This is a genomic window from Sphingomonas sp. Leaf22, from assembly GCF_001421715.1.
In the GTDB taxonomy this organism is placed as follows: Bacteria; Pseudomonadota; Alphaproteobacteria; order Sphingomonadales; family Sphingomonadaceae; genus Sphingomonas.
Window position 1 is genome coordinate 256,540 of record NZ_LMKP01000012.1, and the last position, 16,362, is coordinate 272,901.

Here is a 16,362-nt window from a genome sequence, read left to right on the forward strand (position 1 = left end):
GGCGGGCGGCGACGCGGACCTAGCCCCGCGTCGCCGTCAGGAAATAGTCGAGCGAAACGTCGTCGGACAGTTTGAAGCCGTGCGTCGCCGAGAAGGCGAGGCCGGTCGGCGGCGATACGGTCATGCCCCCGGCGCGGAGGTGCGCGGTCAGTTCGTCAGGGGTCAGGAACCGGTCCCAGTCATGGGTGCCGCGCGGGATCAGGCCGATCCCTTCGCCGACCGAGATCATCGCGAGGCGCGAGAGCGGGGTGCGGTTGGGCGTCGACACGACCAGCAGCCCGCCCGGTGCCACCGCCTGTGTCAGCGCATGGACGAAGGCGGCGGGATCGGCGACGTGTTCGATCACCTCGAGCGAGGTGACTAGGTCGAACCGGCGGCCGGCGACGGCTTCAACGCCGCCCGACAGATAGTCGATCGACAGGCCGCTCATCGCTGCATGGGCACGGGCCGCGCCGATATTTTCGGGCGCGGCATCGACGCCGGTGACCTGTCCGCCAAGCCGGGCGAGCGGTTCGGCGAGCAGCCCCGCGCCACAGCCGACGTCGAGCACCGTCTTGCCCGCCAACGGCGTGAAGCCGCCGCCATCGCCGCCCCAATGCGAATCGATCGCGGTGCGCAGGAACGCGAGGCGTACCGGGTTCAGCCGGTGGAGCATCGCCGAGCTGCCATGCGGGTTCCACCAGTCGGCGGCCATCTCCCCGAAATGGGCGGCTTCGCGCGCAACGACGCTTGATTGCGTGCCCAAGGCTTTTTCGGACATAAAGATTGCTTCGCTTGCGTTCGTCATGGCGCTCTCCTATCAGCCGCCGCCATTCCCCCCAAGGATGAATGGCAAACGCATGGCGCGGATCGTGATGAAGTTCGGTGGCACCTCGATGGCGGGGATCGAACGCATTCGCAACGTCGCCGAGCGCGTGAAGCGCGAGGTCGAATCGGGCAATCAGGTCGCGGTGGTCGTGTCGGCGATGGCCGGCGATACCGACCGGCTGGTCGGCTTTTGTCGCGAGGCATCGGCGCTGTACGACCCGCGCGAATATGATGCGGTGGTGTCGTCGGGCGAACAGGTGACCAGCGGGCTGCTGGCGATCGCGTTGCAGGCGATCGGCGTGCCGGCGCGCTCGTGGCTGGGCTGGCAATTGCCGATCCGCACCAGCGACGCCCATGCGACCGCGCGGATCGAATCGATCGACACGACCGCGCTCGACGAATCGCTGGCGCGCGGCGAAGTGGCGGTGATCCCCGGATTTCAGGGCGTGACCGACGACCGGCGCATCACCACGCTGGGCCGCGGCGGGTCGGACACGTCGGCGGTGGCGATGGCGGCGGCGATGCACGCCGATCGCTGCGACATCTACACCGATGTCGACGGCGTCTATACCACCGACCCGCGCATCGTGCCGCGCGCACGCAAGCTGGCGCGGGTGACGTATGAGGAAATGCTCGAACTCGCCTCGGTGGGGGCAAAGGTGCTCCAGACCCGCTCGGTCGGGCTGGCGATGAAGGAACAGGTCCGCGTCCGCGTGCTGTCGTCGTTCGACGATACGCGCGACGAGGACGGATATCGTGGAACGCTGATCGTCGGCGAAGAGGAAGTGACGGACATGGAACGGCAGCTCATCACCGGCATCGCGCACGACAAGAACGAGGCGAAGATCACTCTGGTCGCCGTGCCCGACCGTCCGGGTTCGGTCGGATCGATCTTTGCCCCGCTGGCGGCGGCCGGCATCAATGTCGACATGATCGTGCAGAATATCGCGCATTCGGCGGGGTCGACCGACGTGACCTTCACCGTGCCCGCCGCCGAACTGGCCCGCGCGCTCGACACGCTGGACAAGGCGAGCGGCGATATCGGTTTCGCCAAGCTGCTCCACGACACGCGGGTCGCCAAGATCTCGATCGTCGGCGTCGGCATGCGCAGCCATGCGGGTGTGGCGTCGACCATGTTCCAGACGCTGGGCGACCGCGGCATCAACATCCAGGCGATCACCACGTCGGAGATCAAGGTCAGCGTGCTGATCGAGGAGGATTATACTGAACTGGCGGTGCGGGTGCTGCACACGGCCTATGGGCTGGACGCCGAGGGGTAACGCTCCGTCCCGGCGAGCGGGCCGGAAGTTGACGAAGTTGACGGGACGTCGGGGTTGCGCAGCGGCCCCGGCGTTTTGTTTTTCGTGGTTGGTCAGGGGGTTGGTGGCTTGTCGGGGCGGCAGGGCTGCGTGGAAGTTGACACGGGGGCACTTGCAACCGTCGGTTTGTCACCCCGGACTTGAGCAAGACCACTGCGAAAGTACCTAGTCCGGTCCCCTGCCGCACCCCCGCGCAGGCGGGGGGGCCAGGGTTCCAGGCGCAAGCCGTTGTTCTGCCTGGCTCTGGACCCCCGCCTACGCGGGGGTACGGTGCGTTTTCGGCGAAGCTTGCGACTTTCGCAGCGTTCTCGACTTGACCCGCGGTCCCTTGCGATGTGGGGGATCAAGGCCTGGCGGAAGGCGAAGGCTTACGAAGGGAAAGAACTTCGTGAGGCTGACAGGGTTGGCGGGTGTAGGAAAGCGCTTCCCGACTACCGTTCCGGGTGCGGAAATCTCCCTCCACCAGCTTCGCTGGTCCCCCTCCCCGTGCCGGGGAGGATTTTATTCGCCTAGCAGGTGGACGGCGATGCGTCGGCGATGCGCGCCCTTGCGGTGTTCGAACAGGTAGATGCCCTGCCAGATGCCGAGGACCGGGCGATGGCCGACGACGGGGATCGACAGCGACGTGTTGGTCAGCGCGGTGCGCAGATGCGCGGGCATGTCGTCGGGCCCTTCCTCGTCATGGGCATAGCGGTCGCTTTCGGGGGCGATGTGGCGGAAGAAGCGTTCGAGGTCGTCGCGCGCGGCGGCGCTGGCATTTTCCTGCACCAGCAGCGAGGCCGACGTGTGGCGGCAGAACAGCGTCAGCAATCCGTCGCCGATGCCGGTCGCATCGACCCAGTGCCGGACCTGTCCGGTCATCAGGACCAGCCCCTGTCCGTTGGTGGTGACCACCAGCTCGCCATGTTCCTGTCGCATCATCGTCCCTGCTTGCCCGAAGCCGCCCGCCCGCGCTAGGCGGGGCAATGACCAACGCTTCGATCGGCGCCGAGCGCCTTGAGCGCCGCATGGCGCGCGGCCGCGACTTCCTCGGTTCCGAGACCGCCATCCTGTGTGGCGCGATGTCGTGGGTGTCCGAGCGCAACCTTGTCGCCGCCATCTCCAACGCCGGCGGGTTCGGCGTGATCGCATGCGGGGCGATGACCCCCGACCTGCTCGATGCAGAGATCGCCGGGACCAGGGCGCTGACGGACAAGCCGTTCGGCGTGAACCTGATTACCATGCACCCGGCGCTGTTCGACCTGATCGACGTGTGCGGGCGGCACGGCGTCACCCATGTCGTGCTGGCCGGCGGCCTGCCGCCCAAGGGGTCGCTGGAAGCGATCAAGGCGACGGGGGCCAAGGTCATCGCCTTCTCCCCCGCGCTGGCGCTGGCGAAAAAGCTGATCCGGTCGGGCGCGGACGCGCTGGTGATCGAGGGGATGGAGGCGGGCGGCCATATCGGTCCGGTATCGACCAGCGTGCTGGCGCAGGAGATGCTGCCCGAGGTCGCCGAACAGGTGCCGGTGTTCGTCGCGGGCGGGATCGGCCGGGGCGAGGCGATCGCCGGCTATCTCGACATGGGCGCGGCCGGGGTTCAACTCGGCACGCGCTTCGTCTGCGCGACCGAATCGATCGCCCATCCGGCGTTCAAGAAGGCGTTCCTGCGCGCATCGGCGCGCGATGCGGTGGCCAGCGTACAGATCGACGCGCGCCTGCCGGTCATCCCGGTGCGCGCGCTCAAGAATGCCGGGGGCGAGCTGTTCACCGCGAAGCAGCGCGAAGTGGCGCAGATGCTCGACGAGGGCGGCGTGGCGATGGCCGAGGCGCAGTTGCAGATCGAACATTACTGGGCGGGTGCGCTGCGCCGTGCGGTGATCGACGGCGATGTCGAGCATGGCAGCCTGATGGCCGGACAGTCGGTCGGCATGGTGACCAAGGAAGAACCGGCGGCCGAGATCATCGCCACGCTGATGGCGGAGGCGGCGCAGGCGTTGGAGAAGCGGGCGGTTTGAGGTCAAAGGTCACGAAGGTCACAGTTGCACGCGGTTTGTGGTGGTGACGGTGGTGCGCTGACGGGCGCGCGGTTTTGGCCGTGCGGGTTGGAATGGCGACAATGCGACAGAGCGTTGGGCGAGCCTGTCATGGGTTTGCGGTGTAGGAAAGTACGGGTCGGGTGGCGGGTGGCGTGGGTTCACCCTCACCCTTCCCACCCGGCTGCGCCGGGCGGGCCCCTTCCCTCTCCCGCTGGGAGAGGGAGGGAGCGGCGAAGCCGCGGAAGGGTGAGGGTGAACCATATCAGACGCGCAAGAAGACGCGGGACGCCGGATCACGTCGAGACCTTTGCGAAAGTACTGATTCTTGCCCGCTGCCGTACCCCCGCGCAGGCGGGGGTCCAGGGTTCCAGGCGCAAACCGTTGTTATGCTTTGCTCTGGACCCCCACCTGCGCGGGGGTACGATGAGCTTTTGGCCAAGCGTGCGACTTTTGCCGAGGGCCCGATCCAGTCCGGGGTGACGTCGAATGCCCGGAAGCGTCACCGCCCCGCCGGACCATCCTCCGCCAACCACGCCAGCGCCGGCTCGCGTGCTTCGAACAGGGTGAGGTTCGGCGCGAGGCGCTTGGCCTGCATCTTCAACAACGTGCTGTTGACGACGATCGCGATGCGGCGGGAGGAGACGCCGGGATTGGCGGCGATCTGTTCGAGCAGGGGCAGCACCTCGCGCGGCTGGACCGCGAACTGCATCATGTCGAACAACGTGACCTGCTGGCCCAGCGGACAGCCCAATGCCGGCAGTCGGGCGAGCATCGTCGCCAGCGCATCGCGGAACCGCACGACGATCGCCGGGTCCCATAGCCCGCGCAGGTCGATGTCGAGCAGCTTGCGCGCCGGATCGATGCGGATGGTGAAGGCGGCGTCGTCGAGCGTCAGCGAATCAGGCATGGTAACCCATTCCGCCACAAGCGATTTTGTTGCAACCGGACGTGGCCGGTCCGATCAATAGGCGCGGCGAACCGCGAATTCGACCGCCTCGACCATCGCGTCCTTGGCCGGGCCATCGGGGAAGCGGCCGATCGCGTCGATCGCGCGCTGGCCGTAATGGCGGGCGCGGGCGAGCGTGTCGTCGACGGCGCGCGACGACTGGACCAGCGTGATCGCATGGGCGAAATCGGCATCGCCCGCACGCTTGCCCGACACCGCGTCGCGCCAGAAGCTGCGCGCGGTTTCGTCGCCACGGGCATAAGCGAGGATGACGGGCAGCGTCATCTTGCCCTCGCGGAAATCGTCGCCGGCATCCTTGCCCATGGTATCGGCGTCGGACACGTAATCGATGGCGTCGTCGACCAGCTGGAACGCGATGCCGAGATTGCGGCCATAGGCGTCGAGTGCCGCTTCGTCGGCGTCCGACCGTTCGGCGACGATCGCGGCGATGCGGCAGGCGGCGGCGAACAGCGCGGCGGTCTTGGCACCGATGATGTCGAGATAGCGGTCCTCGGGCGTGTCGATGCGGCGGATCGCGGTCAGCTGGTTGACCTCGCCCTCGGCGATGACGGCGGACGCGCCCGACAGGACGCGCAACGCCTTCAGGCTTTCGGCCTCGACCATCAGTTCGAAGCTCTTGGAGAACAGGAAGTCGCCGACCAGCACGCTGGCGGGATTGCCCCAGATGATGTTGGCGGTGCGCTTGCCCCGGCGCAGGTCGGAGCCGTCGACCACGTCGTCGTGGAGCAGCGTCGCGGTGTGGATGAATTCGACCGCCGCCGACAGCAGGTGGTGGCGCGTGCCGCCATAGCCGATCAGCCGGGCCGCAGCGAGCGTCAGCATCGGCCGCATCCGCTTGCCCCCGCCCGCGATCAGGTGGCCGGCGAGTTCGGGGATCAACGGGATCTTCGATTGCATCCGGTCGAGGATGACCGAATTCACGCGATTCATGTCGTCGGCGACGAGCGCCATCAGCGGATCGAGCGAAGGTTCGGTGCGCTTGTCGAGGCGGTGCAGGGTAGCCGTCATGTCCCAGCGATGTGGCGGTTCGGACACGCGAACGCAAGGGAAAGGCGGGGTTGCGTGACGCGGCCGGTCGCGCGAAAGGGGCATATCCCGGCACCGACCGCCCATGAAGGACGCCCATGCACGACGCGACGCTGCAACGCTTTCGCCAGAGCATCGACAATATCGATGCCGCGCTGGTCTTTTTGCTGGCCGAGCGGTTCAAGGTGACGCAGGCGGTCGGCCGCTACAAGGCGGACGAGGGCCTGCCCGCCGCCGATCCGGGGCGCGAGGAGGCGCAGATCGCGCGGCTGCGGTCGCTGGCCCGCGATGCCGATCTCGACCCCGAATTTTCGGAGAAGTTCCTGCGGTTCATCATCGACGAGGTGATCCGCCACCATCAGTCGATGCAGGACGGCGGTTCGGCGGCGTGAGCGACGACCGGATCGTCTTCGCCCCCGACGATGTCGACTTGACCCTATCGCCGCTGCGGCGGGGCATATCCGAGCCGACCTATGTGCTGGGGGCGTTCAATCCGGCGCTGACCCGGTTGCCGAACGGCAATCTGCTGCTGCTGGTGCGGATCGCCGAGGCGCTCTGCGAGCCGGTGCGGGGCGGACAGGTGCGATCGATCCGCTGGACGCCGGGCGGCTATGTGCTCGACGGGTTTGCGGCGGATGCGGCCGATGTGCGCGATCCGCGATTCTTTGCGCTGACCGGCGGGGCCTATTCGTTTCTGGGGCTGACGTCGTTGTCGTGGCTCTTGCCGGTCGAGTTGTCGGCCGATGGCCAGCGGGTGGTGGCGGTGCATTACGACCGCGCGGTCGAACCCTCCGCCGACTACGCACAATATGGCATCGAGGACCCGCGGATCGTGGCGATCGATGGCGTGTACTGGATGACGGTATGCGGGGTGTCGGGCGGGCGGCTGTGTACGGTGATGTACCGGTCGGACGACGGGCTTGGCTGGCAGTCGCAGGGCATGGTGCTCGACCATGGTAACAAGGACATGGTCCCGTTCGAGGGGCGGGTGAGCGATCGGTTCGTGTCGCTGACCCGGCCGCTGTCGGATGCGTGGTTCGTGGCATCGCCCGAGGGCGCGGAGGGCAGCGGGCCGAGCATCAACCTCGCCACCTCGCCCGACATGCTGCACTGGCGGCCGCTGGCCGAACCGGCGCTGCGACCGTTGAAGGGCGCGGCGGCGTATAAGCTGGGCGGGGGCACGCCGCCGGTGCGGACGGCGCGCGGGTGGATGCTGCTGTATCACGGCGTCGAGAAACAGGGGGCGGTCGGGGTGTACCGGACCTATCGCGCGCTGATCGATGCCGATGCTTCACGGGTGCTGGAGCGCGACGAATTGGTCGCGGTGCTGGAGGCGGCACCGGCGCTGATCGCGCCGTTCGCGCATCAGGCGTATCTGCCGCAGCCGGTGGTGTTCACGACCGGCATCGTGGCTGACGGCGACGACTGGATCGTTGCGTCGGGCGAGGCGGATCTGGCGTGCCGGCTGACGCGGATCGCGGGGCGGCGGTTGGATTGAACCTCGCTGTCATTCCGCCACCGTTTGCTTCGAGCGCAGGTTCGAGCCTGTCGAGAACCGAAGTCGAGAAGGGGTGCCCCAAACGGGGCGTTCTCGACGGGCGCTTCTCGACAGGCTCGAAGCTGCTCGAACCGAACGGGTAAAGTAGAGATCAGATTCCCAGCCACATCCGCAGCGGATTGGCCGGGTCGGCCAGCAGCTTCACCGTCAGTGCCAGCGACAGGACGACCAGCAGCGGCTGGATCGCGCGCCCGCCCCAGCGGATGGCGAGCGCCGCACCGACCTGCCCACCCGCCAGGCTGGCGAGCGCCATGGCGAGGCCGAGCGTCCACCACACATGGCCACCCGCGACCAGCACGGCGACTCCGGCCAGATTGCTGGCGAGGTTCAGCAGCTTGGTATGCGCCACCGCGCGCGTCGCGCCCATGCCGGCGGCGGTGACCAGCAACAGGGTGAAGAACGATCCGGTGCCCGGTCCGAAAAATCCGTCATAGGTCCCGATCGCCGCGATCGCGAGCAGCAGGCCGGCGGGCGCGAGGCGGACATGGGTATCGACGTCGGACAGGCGCGGCCCGAACAGGAAATACAGCGCCATCGCGATCAGCAGGACCGGGAGCACCGCCGACAGGAAATGCGGGTCGATCGCCTGTACCAGCGCCGCGCCGCCCGCTGCCCCGGTGAACGAGGCAAGCGCGGGCCAGGTGAAGCGGCGCAGGTCGATATGTCCCTTGCGCCAGAAGGCGAAGGTCGCGCCGGCCGTGCCGCACGCGCTTTGCAGCTTGTTGGTACCCAGCGCCGCGACCGGCGGCACCCCCGCAGCGAGCAGCGCGGGCAGGGTGATGAGCCCCCCACCACCCGCCATCGCATCGAGCGTCGCCGCGCCGAACGCGACCAGCATGAGCAGGGCGATGAGGTCGATGTCCATGCGATGCCGGTAGCGGGGATCCTGGTGGTGGGGAACCTCCCGTCGCTTTCCCTTCGTCATTCCCGCGCAGGCGGGAATCCATAGACGCCGGGGCCAATGATGGGGGCGCGACGGCATGGGTTATGGGTTCCCGCCTTCGCGGGAACGACATCGGATGTTCGGGACAGGTGGGGAGCTTCTGTTGCCCGGTGCCCCCCGTACCGCTGGAATCCGATTCTGTTGCCCGGTTCGGTCCAACCGCGCTATTTTGGAGTAACTTCAGGCCGCGAGGCCCTTAGTTACGCCGCAATCGCGAGTGCTTCGTTATCGTTGGCACTTGTGTGTATGGGCCGTTGCGGTGGTCCCATTCCGAACGAAAACAGCGCTTTTCAACACACGTCGATCCTGGTTCGGCCCCGTCAGAAACGGTGTCCAGAAACACCACCTTATGGTGGAGCCGCCGGGTACTGCCCCCGGGTCCGCTGCGTCTATTGCACGCCGCAGTTTATCGTCATAGCCGGCTGGAAGCCGACACCGACCCATATAGGCGACTGTCCCTGCTTTGAAAAGAACCGTACTTCCCTTGCCGGAGCGCAAGTGGCATGGGCAGGGGACGATGTTGACCCAGCGTTCCCGCTATGCATTGCGCGCGATGCTGTTCCTTGCCGAACAACCCGCGGGCGAGGCACCCATGCCGATGCACCGCATCGCCACCGCCGCGAACGTGCCGCGCAAATTCCTCGAACTGATCCTGGCGGACCTGCGCGAGGCGGGATTTCTGTCGTCGACGCGGGGCAAGGCCGGTGGCTATCACCTTGCACGCGCGGCGCATCTGATTTCGCTGGGCGAGATCATCCGCGTGATCGAAGGACCGCTGGCGCTGGTGCCGTGCGTCAGCCGCACTGCCTATCGCCCCTGCGGCGACTGCAAGGACGAAGCGAGCTGCGCGATCCGCCACGCGATGGCGCGGGTGCGCGACGAGACCGCGCGGATTCTGGACGGCACGAGTCTGGCGCAGGCGGCGGCGCTGGAATTGGCGGCGGCCTGATCTAGCCCCTCCCCGGAGGGGAGGGGTTGGGGTGGGTTGGCCGGTTGTGGCGCGGGATCGTTTCCTCGCGGGCCGACCCACCCCCGGCCCCTCCCTTGTCAGGGAGGGGAGGAAGGTCAGGCTTCCGGCCGCGCCCGCGCCGCGCGCAGTTCGTCGCGGATTTCGCGGAGCAGCGCGACGTCGACCGGATCGGCGGCGGGCTCGGCTGCGCCGGTCTTCTGTTCTTCATGGACCACCGCGATCGCGCGGTTCACGAACTTAACCAGCAGGAAGACGATGAAGGCAAGGATCAGGAAGTTGATGATTACGCTGATGAATTCGCCATAGCCGAACAGCGGTACACCTGCCGCCTTGAGTGCCGCGTAGTTGTCGGGCGAACCGGTATAGCTGGCCGGGATCGGGCCGAGCTGCACGAAATAGCTGGAAAAATCGAAACCACCGAAGAGATAGCCGATCACCGGCATGATGATGTCGTCGGTCAGCGATTTGGTGATCGTACCGAACGCAGCGCCGATGATGACGCCGACCGCGAGGTCGAGGACGTTGCCACGCGCGACGAAGGTTCGGAATTCCTTGATCATTCCCATGACCATCTCCCCATGGTTGAGGCCGCTGTTTTGCTTCGATACGGTGGCAACGCGCAAGGGCCATGACAGGACGTTCGATGATCGACAGCGATGCTCCCGAAGAAGTGATGTGGGCGGGACGCTTCATCACCGCCAAGAAACGCGGGCGATGGGAATATGTCGGGCGCGCGAACGGCATCGGCGCGGCGGTGATCGTGGCGATCGACGACGGCCATGTGCTGCTGGTCGAGCAATATCGCGTGCCGCTGGGCCGGGCGTGTATCGAACTGCCCGCCGGGCTGGTCGGCGACGACAGCGCCGGCGAGGCGGCGGCGGTCGCCGCGGCGCGCGAGCTGGAGGAAGAGACCGGCTATCGCGCGGGCAGCATGACCGCGCTCGGCGAATATCATTCGTCGCCGGGGATGGTGTCGGAAAGCTTCACGCTGTTCCGCGCGGGCGCATTGACGCGGGTCGGCGACGGCGGCGGGGTGCCGGGGGAGGACATCATCGTCCACCGGGTGGCGCTGGCGGAACTGGCCGGGTTCGTGGCGGACCAGCGGGCGGCGGGGAAGGCGGTCGATGTGAAGTTGCTGTTGCTGTTGGCACCGGTGTTGTTGGGGTGACGGTTAGGCCCGATCGACCATCGAGGGCCGATTTGATCTCTCCCCTCCCTGAGAAGGGAGGGGCTGGGGGTGGGTTGGTCCGTTGGCGGACGTGGCCTTTCCTCGCGGGCCTACCCACCCCTAACCTCTCCCTTGTCAGGTAGGGGAGCAACTTCGCCGACCTCGCTACTGAATGTCGATCGGGCTTGGCTTTCCCGCTCCGTTTGCTTCGAGCCTGTCGGGAACCGTCGTCGAAAAGGGGGTGCCCCAAGCGGGCCGGGTTCTCGACGGACGTTTCTCGACAAGCTCGAAACTGCTCGAACTGAACGGGTTTGGTGCGGGTGCCGAGGTAAGGGAAGAGCGCTCGTCAGCCCTTGTGGTTGCCGCTCGGACTCGCGGTGGGCACCGGCACCCGGCACGGCACGATCCTGTCCGGTGCGGGGCGCGCGCCCTCGGGGGTGAACATCGCGATATAGCCGCCGGCCGAGGGCATGCGCTGCAACTCGACCTGGCGGTATCCGACTGCTTCGAATTCGCATTTCAGCAGCGCGGGCGGGGTGCCGTGATCCTGGGTCGGACGGTCGGCGTCGACCACCACCACCTGTCCGCCGGGGCGCAGCGACGGGCGCAGATTCCACAGAAACGCATAGGGCTCGGCGATCTCGTGGTACATGTGGACCATCAGCACCCGGTCGAAACTGTTCGCGGGCAGCTTTGCATCATCGGGTTCGCCCAGCCGCACGCTGACATTGTCGAGCCGTTCGCGCGCCACGCGCTGCGCCAGCGCATCGCGGATCTGCGGAATGATGTCCTCGGCCAGCACCCGCCCGTCCGGGCCGACGCGCTGCGCCATGCGGATGGTGTAATAGCCCTCGCCCGCGCCGATATCGGCGACGGTCATGCCGGACGCGATGCCGGCGCGGTCCATCACCAGTTCGGCCTCGTTCAGCCGGTCGCGCGCTTCCTCGGTCGACCAACGGGCCGACACGATCGTCGCCACCGGCCGGTCGGCCTTCGGAAAGTCGTGCCGGTCCTCCCGCTGCGCATTGGCACCCGCGCTCGGCTGCGTCGCATCGCAGCCGGCCAGCAGCAACAGCAGGGCCGGGAGGACGCGGCGCATCTCAGTCGACATCCTCGACTTCGACCGCTTCGCCGGTCACCCGCTGCGACAGGGCGGCGGCCATGAACGGATCGAGCGCACCGTCGAGCACGTCGCCCGGCGCGGTCGAGACCACGCCGGTGCGCAGGTCCTTCACCATCTGGTACGGCTGCAACACATAGGACCGGATCTGGTGGCCCCAGCCGATATCGGTCTTGGTCGCGTTCTCCGCATTGGCCTCCGCCTCGCGGATCGCCAGTTCGCGTTCGTACAGGCGGGCGCGCAGCTGGTTATAGGCCTCGGCCTTGTTCTTGTGCTGCGACCGCTGGTTCTGACACTGCACGACGATGCCGGTCGGGATATGGGTGATCCGCACCGCCGAATCGGTGGTGTTGATGTGCTGACCACCGGCACCCGACGCGCGATAGGTGTCGATGCGCAGGTCGCTTTCGTTATAGTCGACCTCGATATTGTCGTCGATCACCGGATAGACCCAGATTGACGCGAACGAGGTGTGCCGGCGCGCGGCGCTGTCATACGGGCTGATGCGGACCAGCCGGTGGACGCCGCCTTCGGTCTTGGCGAAGCCGTACGCATTCTCGCCCTTGATCAGCAGCGTCGCCGATTTGATGCCGGCCTGTTCGCCGGTATGCTGGTCGACCAGTTCGACCTTCAGCCCACGTCGTTCGGCCCAGCGGGTGTACATGCGTTGCAGCATGCCGGCCCAGTCCTGGCTCTCGGTCCCGCCCGCGCCGGCGTTGATTTCGATATAGGTGTCGTTGGCATCGGCTTCGCCCGACAGCAGCGCCTGTACCTTGTCGTGATCGGCGCGCTTCGCGAGTTCGGCGAGATTGGCGACGCCTTCGTCGGCCATCTCGGCATCGCCTTCCTCGTCGGCCATCTCGATCAGTTCGACGGTGTCGGACAGTTCACGCTCGATGGTGCGGGTGGCGGTGATCGCCTCGTCCAGCCGGCGACGTTCGCGCATGACGTCCTGCGCGGCCTTGGGATCGTTCCACAATGCCTGGTCCTCGACGCGCGCGTTCAGCTCGTCGAGCCGACGCAGCGCGCGGTCCCAGTCGAGGAAGCGGCGCAGCAGCGAGAGCGCATCGTTGATCTTGTCTACATGGGCTTGCGCTTCGGCGCGCATGGGGAAACTCCGGGAATAAGCGTAATCAGGGGGAATGCCGCCGATATGGGCGGCGCGCTAGTAGATTCCCCCTTCGCGTTGCAAGAAGTCGCTGTCGCGCGGTTGCGCCTGTTGCTGGGTGGGCACGGCGCGGGTCGGATCGCGGGTCACCGGCGCGCGCGCTTCGCCGAGGCGCCCGGTGGCGCGGCGCGCCTCGGTCTCGGGCTTGAACGCCTCCCAGATCACCGCCGCCTTGGGATCGGTGGTCGGCCACGCGCCATAGACCGGGCGGCCGCTCGCGCGATCGATGCGGACCATGCGGATGCCGGCGGGCGCGCGGAACGGCAGCGCCTCCATGTCCTTGTACGCCTTGACCGCGAAGGTCTTGTAGATCGGCGCGGCGATCGTCCCGCCCTGCGCATAGCCGCCGAGATTGCGGGGGCTGTCGAAGCCGAGATAGAGGCCGGCGATCATCTGCGGCGTGCCGCCGACGAACCAGACATCGGTCGGACCGGTCGAGGTGCCGGTCTTGCCCATGATCGGACGATTGAGGTCGCGCAGCGTCGTGGCGGTGCCGCGCTGGATCACCCCTTCCATGATGTGGACCATCTGGTACGCGCTCATCGCGTCCATGACCTGGCGCGACCTGATCTGCGGACGCGGCATCGGCTTGCCGTCCCAATCGGCGGCGTTGCAGCCGTCGCAGGCGCGCCAGTTTTCGGGCAGGATCACCTTGCCGCGCCGGTCCTGCACGAAATCAATGACCGTCGGCTTCAACTCGCGGCCCTGATTGGCAAGGATCGAATAGGCGTTGACCATGCGCAGCACCGTCGTCTCGCCCGCACCCAGCGCATAGGAGAGATAGGGCGGAAACTTCTCGTCGCTGATGCCGACGCGCTGGATCAGGTCGTTGACCTTGTCCATGCCGGTCTGGGCGGCGGCGCGCACCGTCATCAGGTTGCGCGACTGTTCGACGCCCCAGCGCATGGTATGCGGGCCGGCCCCGCCGCCGCCGAAGTTGCGGAAGCATTTCTGGCCCAGGCGCCCGCCCTGATTCACGCAGAACGGGCCGTCGACGATGATCGAGGCCGGGGTCATCCCTGCCTCCAGCGCGGCGGCATAGACGATCGGTTTGATCGTCGATCCCGGCTGGCGCATCGCCTGCGTCGCGCGGTTGAACGACTGGATCCGGCTGTCGAATCCGCCCTGCATCGCGAGGATGCGGCCGGTGCGCGGGTCCTCGACCACCATGCCGCCCGACACGCGCGGGACCGAGCGCAGCGACCAGTCGCCGCCGGCCGGTGCCACGGCGAGGATGTCGCCACGCTGGATCGCGCCGAAGGCGTTGCCGGTGCCGCCGCGAACCGGCATCTGCGCATTGCCGCGCGCCAACGCGCCGGTGCGGCCGTCGGCAAAGCCGATCCGTGCCTCGCCGCCGTCCTTGTCGATGACGATCGCCGCCTGCCAATCCTGATAATCGACGCCGATATTGGTGTTGAGCAGCGCCTGCTGCCAGTTGTCGCCATCGATCGTCGTGCGCGGTTTGTTGAGCGGGCCGGACCAGCCGCGCCCCGCATCGAACCGGATCAGCCCGCTGCGCAGCGCATTCTGCGCATCGGCCTGAATCTTCGGGTCGAGCGAGGTGCGGACCCACAGGCCACCGGCATAGACGCTGTACGGCCCGTCCTTCACATTCTCCCCGAACTGGCCGAGCAGCTGGCGGCGGACTTCCTCGATGAAATAGCCGCCTGCCGTTTCCTGACGCGGAGTCTGGCGCGGGATGGTGCCGAGCGGCTGGACGATGGCGGCGGCGCGCTGGGCCGCGGTGATGAAGCCGTTGCGCTCCATTTCGCCCAACACCCAGTTGCGGCGGGTGATCGCGCGGTCGTATCCGCGCTCGGGCGTGTAGTTCGACGGTCCTTTCGGCAGGATCGCCAGATACGCCATTTGCGGCAGGGTCAGCTCGCGCAGTTCCTTGCCGAAATACGCATGGCTCGCCGCCTCGACGCCGAACGCGTTGCGGCCGAGCGCGATCTGGTTGAGATAGAGTTCGAGGATCTGCTGCTTGGTCAGGGCGTCTTCGATACGCCAGGCGAGCAGCGCCTCTTTCGCCTTGCGGACATAGCTGACCTCGCTGGTCAGCAGCAGGTTCTTGGCGACCTGTTGCGTGATCGTCGACGCGCCGATCGGGCGACCGTCGTTGCGCAGATTGGTGAGCATCGCCGATGCGATGCCGGGATAGTCGACGCCGTGATGCTCGAAAAACGTCCGGTCCTCGGCGGCGAGGAACGCGCGGACCAGCAGCGGCGGATATTCGGCATAGGACAGCTGCACGCGGCGTTCGCGGGCATAGCTGTGGATCGGATCGCCCTCTATTCCCCGGACATTCGTGGGCAAGGGCGGTTCATAGGCGCGCAGCGAATCGACCGATGGCAGGGTGCGCCACAGCAGCAGCCAGATCAGGAATACGCCGATCCCCGACAGCAACAGCGCGATCGCGGGCAGGCGGAACCACCACCGTCGCCGGATGCGGGCGAAACGCGCCCGCCGGGACGGGGCGGGGGAGGTGTCGGGTTCGGATACGCTCATCGCCCGCGCGGTTTAGCAGGTTTGGCGGTCGGGGAAAGCGGCGCGTCGATCGGCGCTGTGCCGGGGCGCTGCCGTGCTACTCGGCCGCGCCGTCGGTCGCGAGCGCGTCGGCGAGCAGCGATCGGATCGCGCGCAATTCGAGGATGCGTGCGGCGCGGCGGGTGATCGGGGCGACGGGGTTCGCCGGGGCCTTTGCCTCCTGCGCCAGCAATTGCTGCACGCCGCGCACGGTATAGCCCTGATCCCCCAGCAATGTCTGGATACGGCGCAGCAGCGCCACATCCTCCGGCCGGTAATAGCGGCGGTCGCCGGCGCGGGTCAGCGGGCGGATCTGCGCGAAACGCCCTTCCCAATAGCGGAGCCGATGCTGCGGCACCCCCAGTTCGCGCGCCACTTCGCCGATCGTGCGATAGGCGTTGGCGGATTTGTCGACCGGGGGCGGCAATCGGCCTCGTTCAGTTGGCGGTGATGCGGTCGCGCATCATCTGGCTGGCGCGGAAGGTCAGGACGCGGCGCGGCGCGATCGGCACTTCGACCCCGGTCTTGGGATTGCGGCCGACCCGCTCGCCCTTGTCGCGCAGCACGAAGCTGCCGAAGCCCGAAATCTTGACGTTCTCGCCCTGCGACAGCGCCTCGCACATATGATCGAGGATCTGTTCGACGACGCGCGCGGAATCGGCCCGCGACAGACCGATCTCGCGGTGCATCTCTTCGGAGAGATCGGCGCGGGTCAGCGTACCATCGGAAACCATCAGTGAAATCCTTTTTCGTCTACACCGCCTGCCGCTAGCAT

At 67.2% G+C, this 16,362-nt stretch carries 17 protein-coding genes and 1 other RNA gene; 6 read left to right on the plus strand and 12 right to left on the minus strand.

Annotation, left to right across the window (positions count from 1 at the left end):
- Positions 1–19: 19 nt before the first annotated feature.
- The gene (gene ubiG, locus ASE70_RS07870) at positions 20–760 is read right to left on the minus strand and encodes a bifunctional 2-polyprenyl-6-hydroxyphenol methylase/3-demethylubiquinol 3-O-methyltransferase UbiG (RefSeq protein ID WP_235519673.1); all 741 of its coding nucleotides are present in this window, start codon (positions 758–760) and stop codon (positions 20–22) included.
- 79 nt (positions 761–839) lie between these two features.
- Here ubiG and ASE70_RS07875 point away from each other — a divergent pair, with 79 nt between their 5' ends.
- Positions 840–2,087 (plus strand): aspartate kinase, encoded by a 1,248-nt coding sequence (locus ASE70_RS07875; protein ID WP_056503575.1) that lies wholly within the window; start codon positions 840–842, stop codon positions 2,085–2,087.
- A 540-nt stretch (positions 2,088–2,627) separates the two neighbouring features.
- Here ASE70_RS07875 and ASE70_RS07880 read toward each other — a convergent pair.
- A complete protein-coding gene (locus ASE70_RS07880; RefSeq protein WP_056503578.1) occupies positions 2,628–3,044 on the minus strand; it encodes a secondary thiamine-phosphate synthase enzyme YjbQ in 417 nt (138 codons plus the stop codon).
- Between the two features lie 89 nt (positions 3,045–3,133).
- Between ASE70_RS07880 and ASE70_RS07885 the strand changes: the two genes are divergently transcribed.
- The gene (locus tag ASE70_RS07885; RefSeq protein ID WP_056503189.1) at positions 3,134–4,120 is read left to right on the plus strand and encodes an NAD(P)H-dependent flavin oxidoreductase; all 987 of its coding nucleotides are present in this window, start codon (positions 3,134–3,136) and stop codon (positions 4,118–4,120) included.
- 520 nt (positions 4,121–4,640) lie between these two features.
- Here the strand turns inward: ASE70_RS07885 and ASE70_RS07890 are convergent.
- Positions 4,641–5,048, minus strand: coding sequence for a hypothetical protein (locus ASE70_RS07890; RefSeq protein ID WP_056503191.1), 408 nt, complete (start codon positions 5,046–5,048; stop codon positions 4,641–4,643).
- 54 nt (positions 5,049–5,102) lie between these two features.
- Positions 5,103–6,116: a polyprenyl synthetase family protein gene (locus tag ASE70_RS07895; protein ID WP_056503194.1), complete on the minus strand. Its 1,014-nt coding sequence runs from the start codon at positions 6,114–6,116 to the stop codon at positions 5,103–5,105.
- A 116-nt stretch (positions 6,117–6,232) separates the two neighbouring features.
- Here ASE70_RS07895 and ASE70_RS07900 point away from each other — a divergent pair, with 116 nt between their 5' ends.
- On the plus strand, positions 6,233–6,526 hold the full coding sequence (locus ASE70_RS07900) for a chorismate mutase (RefSeq protein WP_055998902.1): 294 nt from the start codon (positions 6,233–6,235) through the stop codon (positions 6,524–6,526).
- A complete protein-coding gene (locus tag ASE70_RS07905; RefSeq protein WP_056503196.1) occupies positions 6,523–7,632 on the plus strand; it encodes a glycosidase in 1,110 nt (369 codons plus the stop codon). Before ASE70_RS07900 ends, ASE70_RS07905 begins: the two co-directional genes overlap by 4 nt.
- A 151-nt stretch (positions 7,633–7,783) precedes the next feature.
- Here the strand turns inward: ASE70_RS07905 and ASE70_RS07910 are convergent, their stop codons facing one another.
- Entirely contained in the window at positions 7,784–8,557 is a 774-nt protein-coding gene (locus ASE70_RS07910) for a TSUP family transporter (protein WP_056503198.1), read from the minus strand.
- 205 nt (positions 8,558–8,762) lie between these two features.
- Positions 8,763–9,109: a transfer-messenger RNA gene (gene ssrA, locus ASE70_RS19115) on the minus strand.
- A 43-nt stretch (positions 9,110–9,152) separates the two neighbouring features.
- Between ssrA and ASE70_RS07915 the strand changes: the two genes are divergently transcribed.
- Positions 9,153–9,584, plus strand: a complete 432-nt coding sequence (locus tag ASE70_RS07915; RefSeq protein WP_055998905.1) for an RrF2 family transcriptional regulator — start codon at positions 9,153–9,155, stop codon at positions 9,582–9,584.
- Positions 9,585–9,700: 116 nt separating this feature from the next.
- Here the strand turns inward: ASE70_RS07915 and mscL are convergent, their stop codons facing one another.
- A complete protein-coding gene (mscL, locus tag ASE70_RS07920) occupies positions 9,701–10,171 on the minus strand; it encodes a large conductance mechanosensitive channel protein MscL (protein WP_056396088.1) in 471 nt (156 codons plus the stop codon).
- A gap of 77 nt (positions 10,172–10,248) precedes the next feature.
- On the opposite strand from mscL, the gene ASE70_RS07925 reads away from it, so the two are divergent.
- On the plus strand, positions 10,249–10,773 hold the full coding sequence (locus ASE70_RS07925) for an NUDIX hydrolase (protein ID WP_056503201.1): 525 nt from the start codon (positions 10,249–10,251) through the stop codon (positions 10,771–10,773).
- 346 nt (positions 10,774–11,119) lie between these two features.
- Here the strand turns inward: ASE70_RS07925 and ASE70_RS07930 are convergent, their stop codons facing one another.
- The 5 genes from ASE70_RS07930 to ASE70_RS07950 all read right to left on the minus strand — a co-directional run bounded on the left by ASE70_RS07930 (position 11,120) and on the right by ASE70_RS07950 (position 16,321).
- Positions 11,120–11,872 (minus strand): class I SAM-dependent methyltransferase, encoded by a 753-nt coding sequence (locus tag ASE70_RS07930; protein ID WP_082450856.1) that lies wholly within the window; start codon positions 11,870–11,872, stop codon positions 11,120–11,122.
- Position 11,873: 1 nt separating this feature from the next.
- A complete protein-coding gene (prfB, locus tag ASE70_RS07935; protein ID WP_056395911.1) occupies positions 11,874–13,001 on the minus strand; it encodes a peptide chain release factor 2 in 1,128 nt (375 codons plus the stop codon).
- 57 nt (positions 13,002–13,058) lie between these two features.
- Positions 13,059–15,569 carry a penicillin-binding protein 1A gene (locus ASE70_RS07940; protein WP_056503207.1) on the minus strand — a complete coding sequence of 837 codons (2,511 nt, stop codon included), beginning with the start codon at positions 15,567–15,569 and terminating at the stop codon, positions 13,059–13,061.
- A gap of 76 nt (positions 15,570–15,645) precedes the next feature.
- Positions 15,646–16,014 carry a MerR family transcriptional regulator gene (locus ASE70_RS07945; protein ID WP_056395918.1) on the minus strand — a complete coding sequence of 123 codons (369 nt, stop codon included), beginning with the start codon at positions 16,012–16,014 and terminating at the stop codon, positions 15,646–15,648.
- 10 nt (positions 16,015–16,024) lie between these two features.
- Complete coding sequence (locus ASE70_RS07950) at positions 16,025–16,321, minus strand: integration host factor subunit alpha (protein WP_056395921.1); 297 nt, start codon at positions 16,319–16,321, stop codon at positions 16,025–16,027.
- Positions 16,322–16,362: the final 41 nt, after the last annotated feature.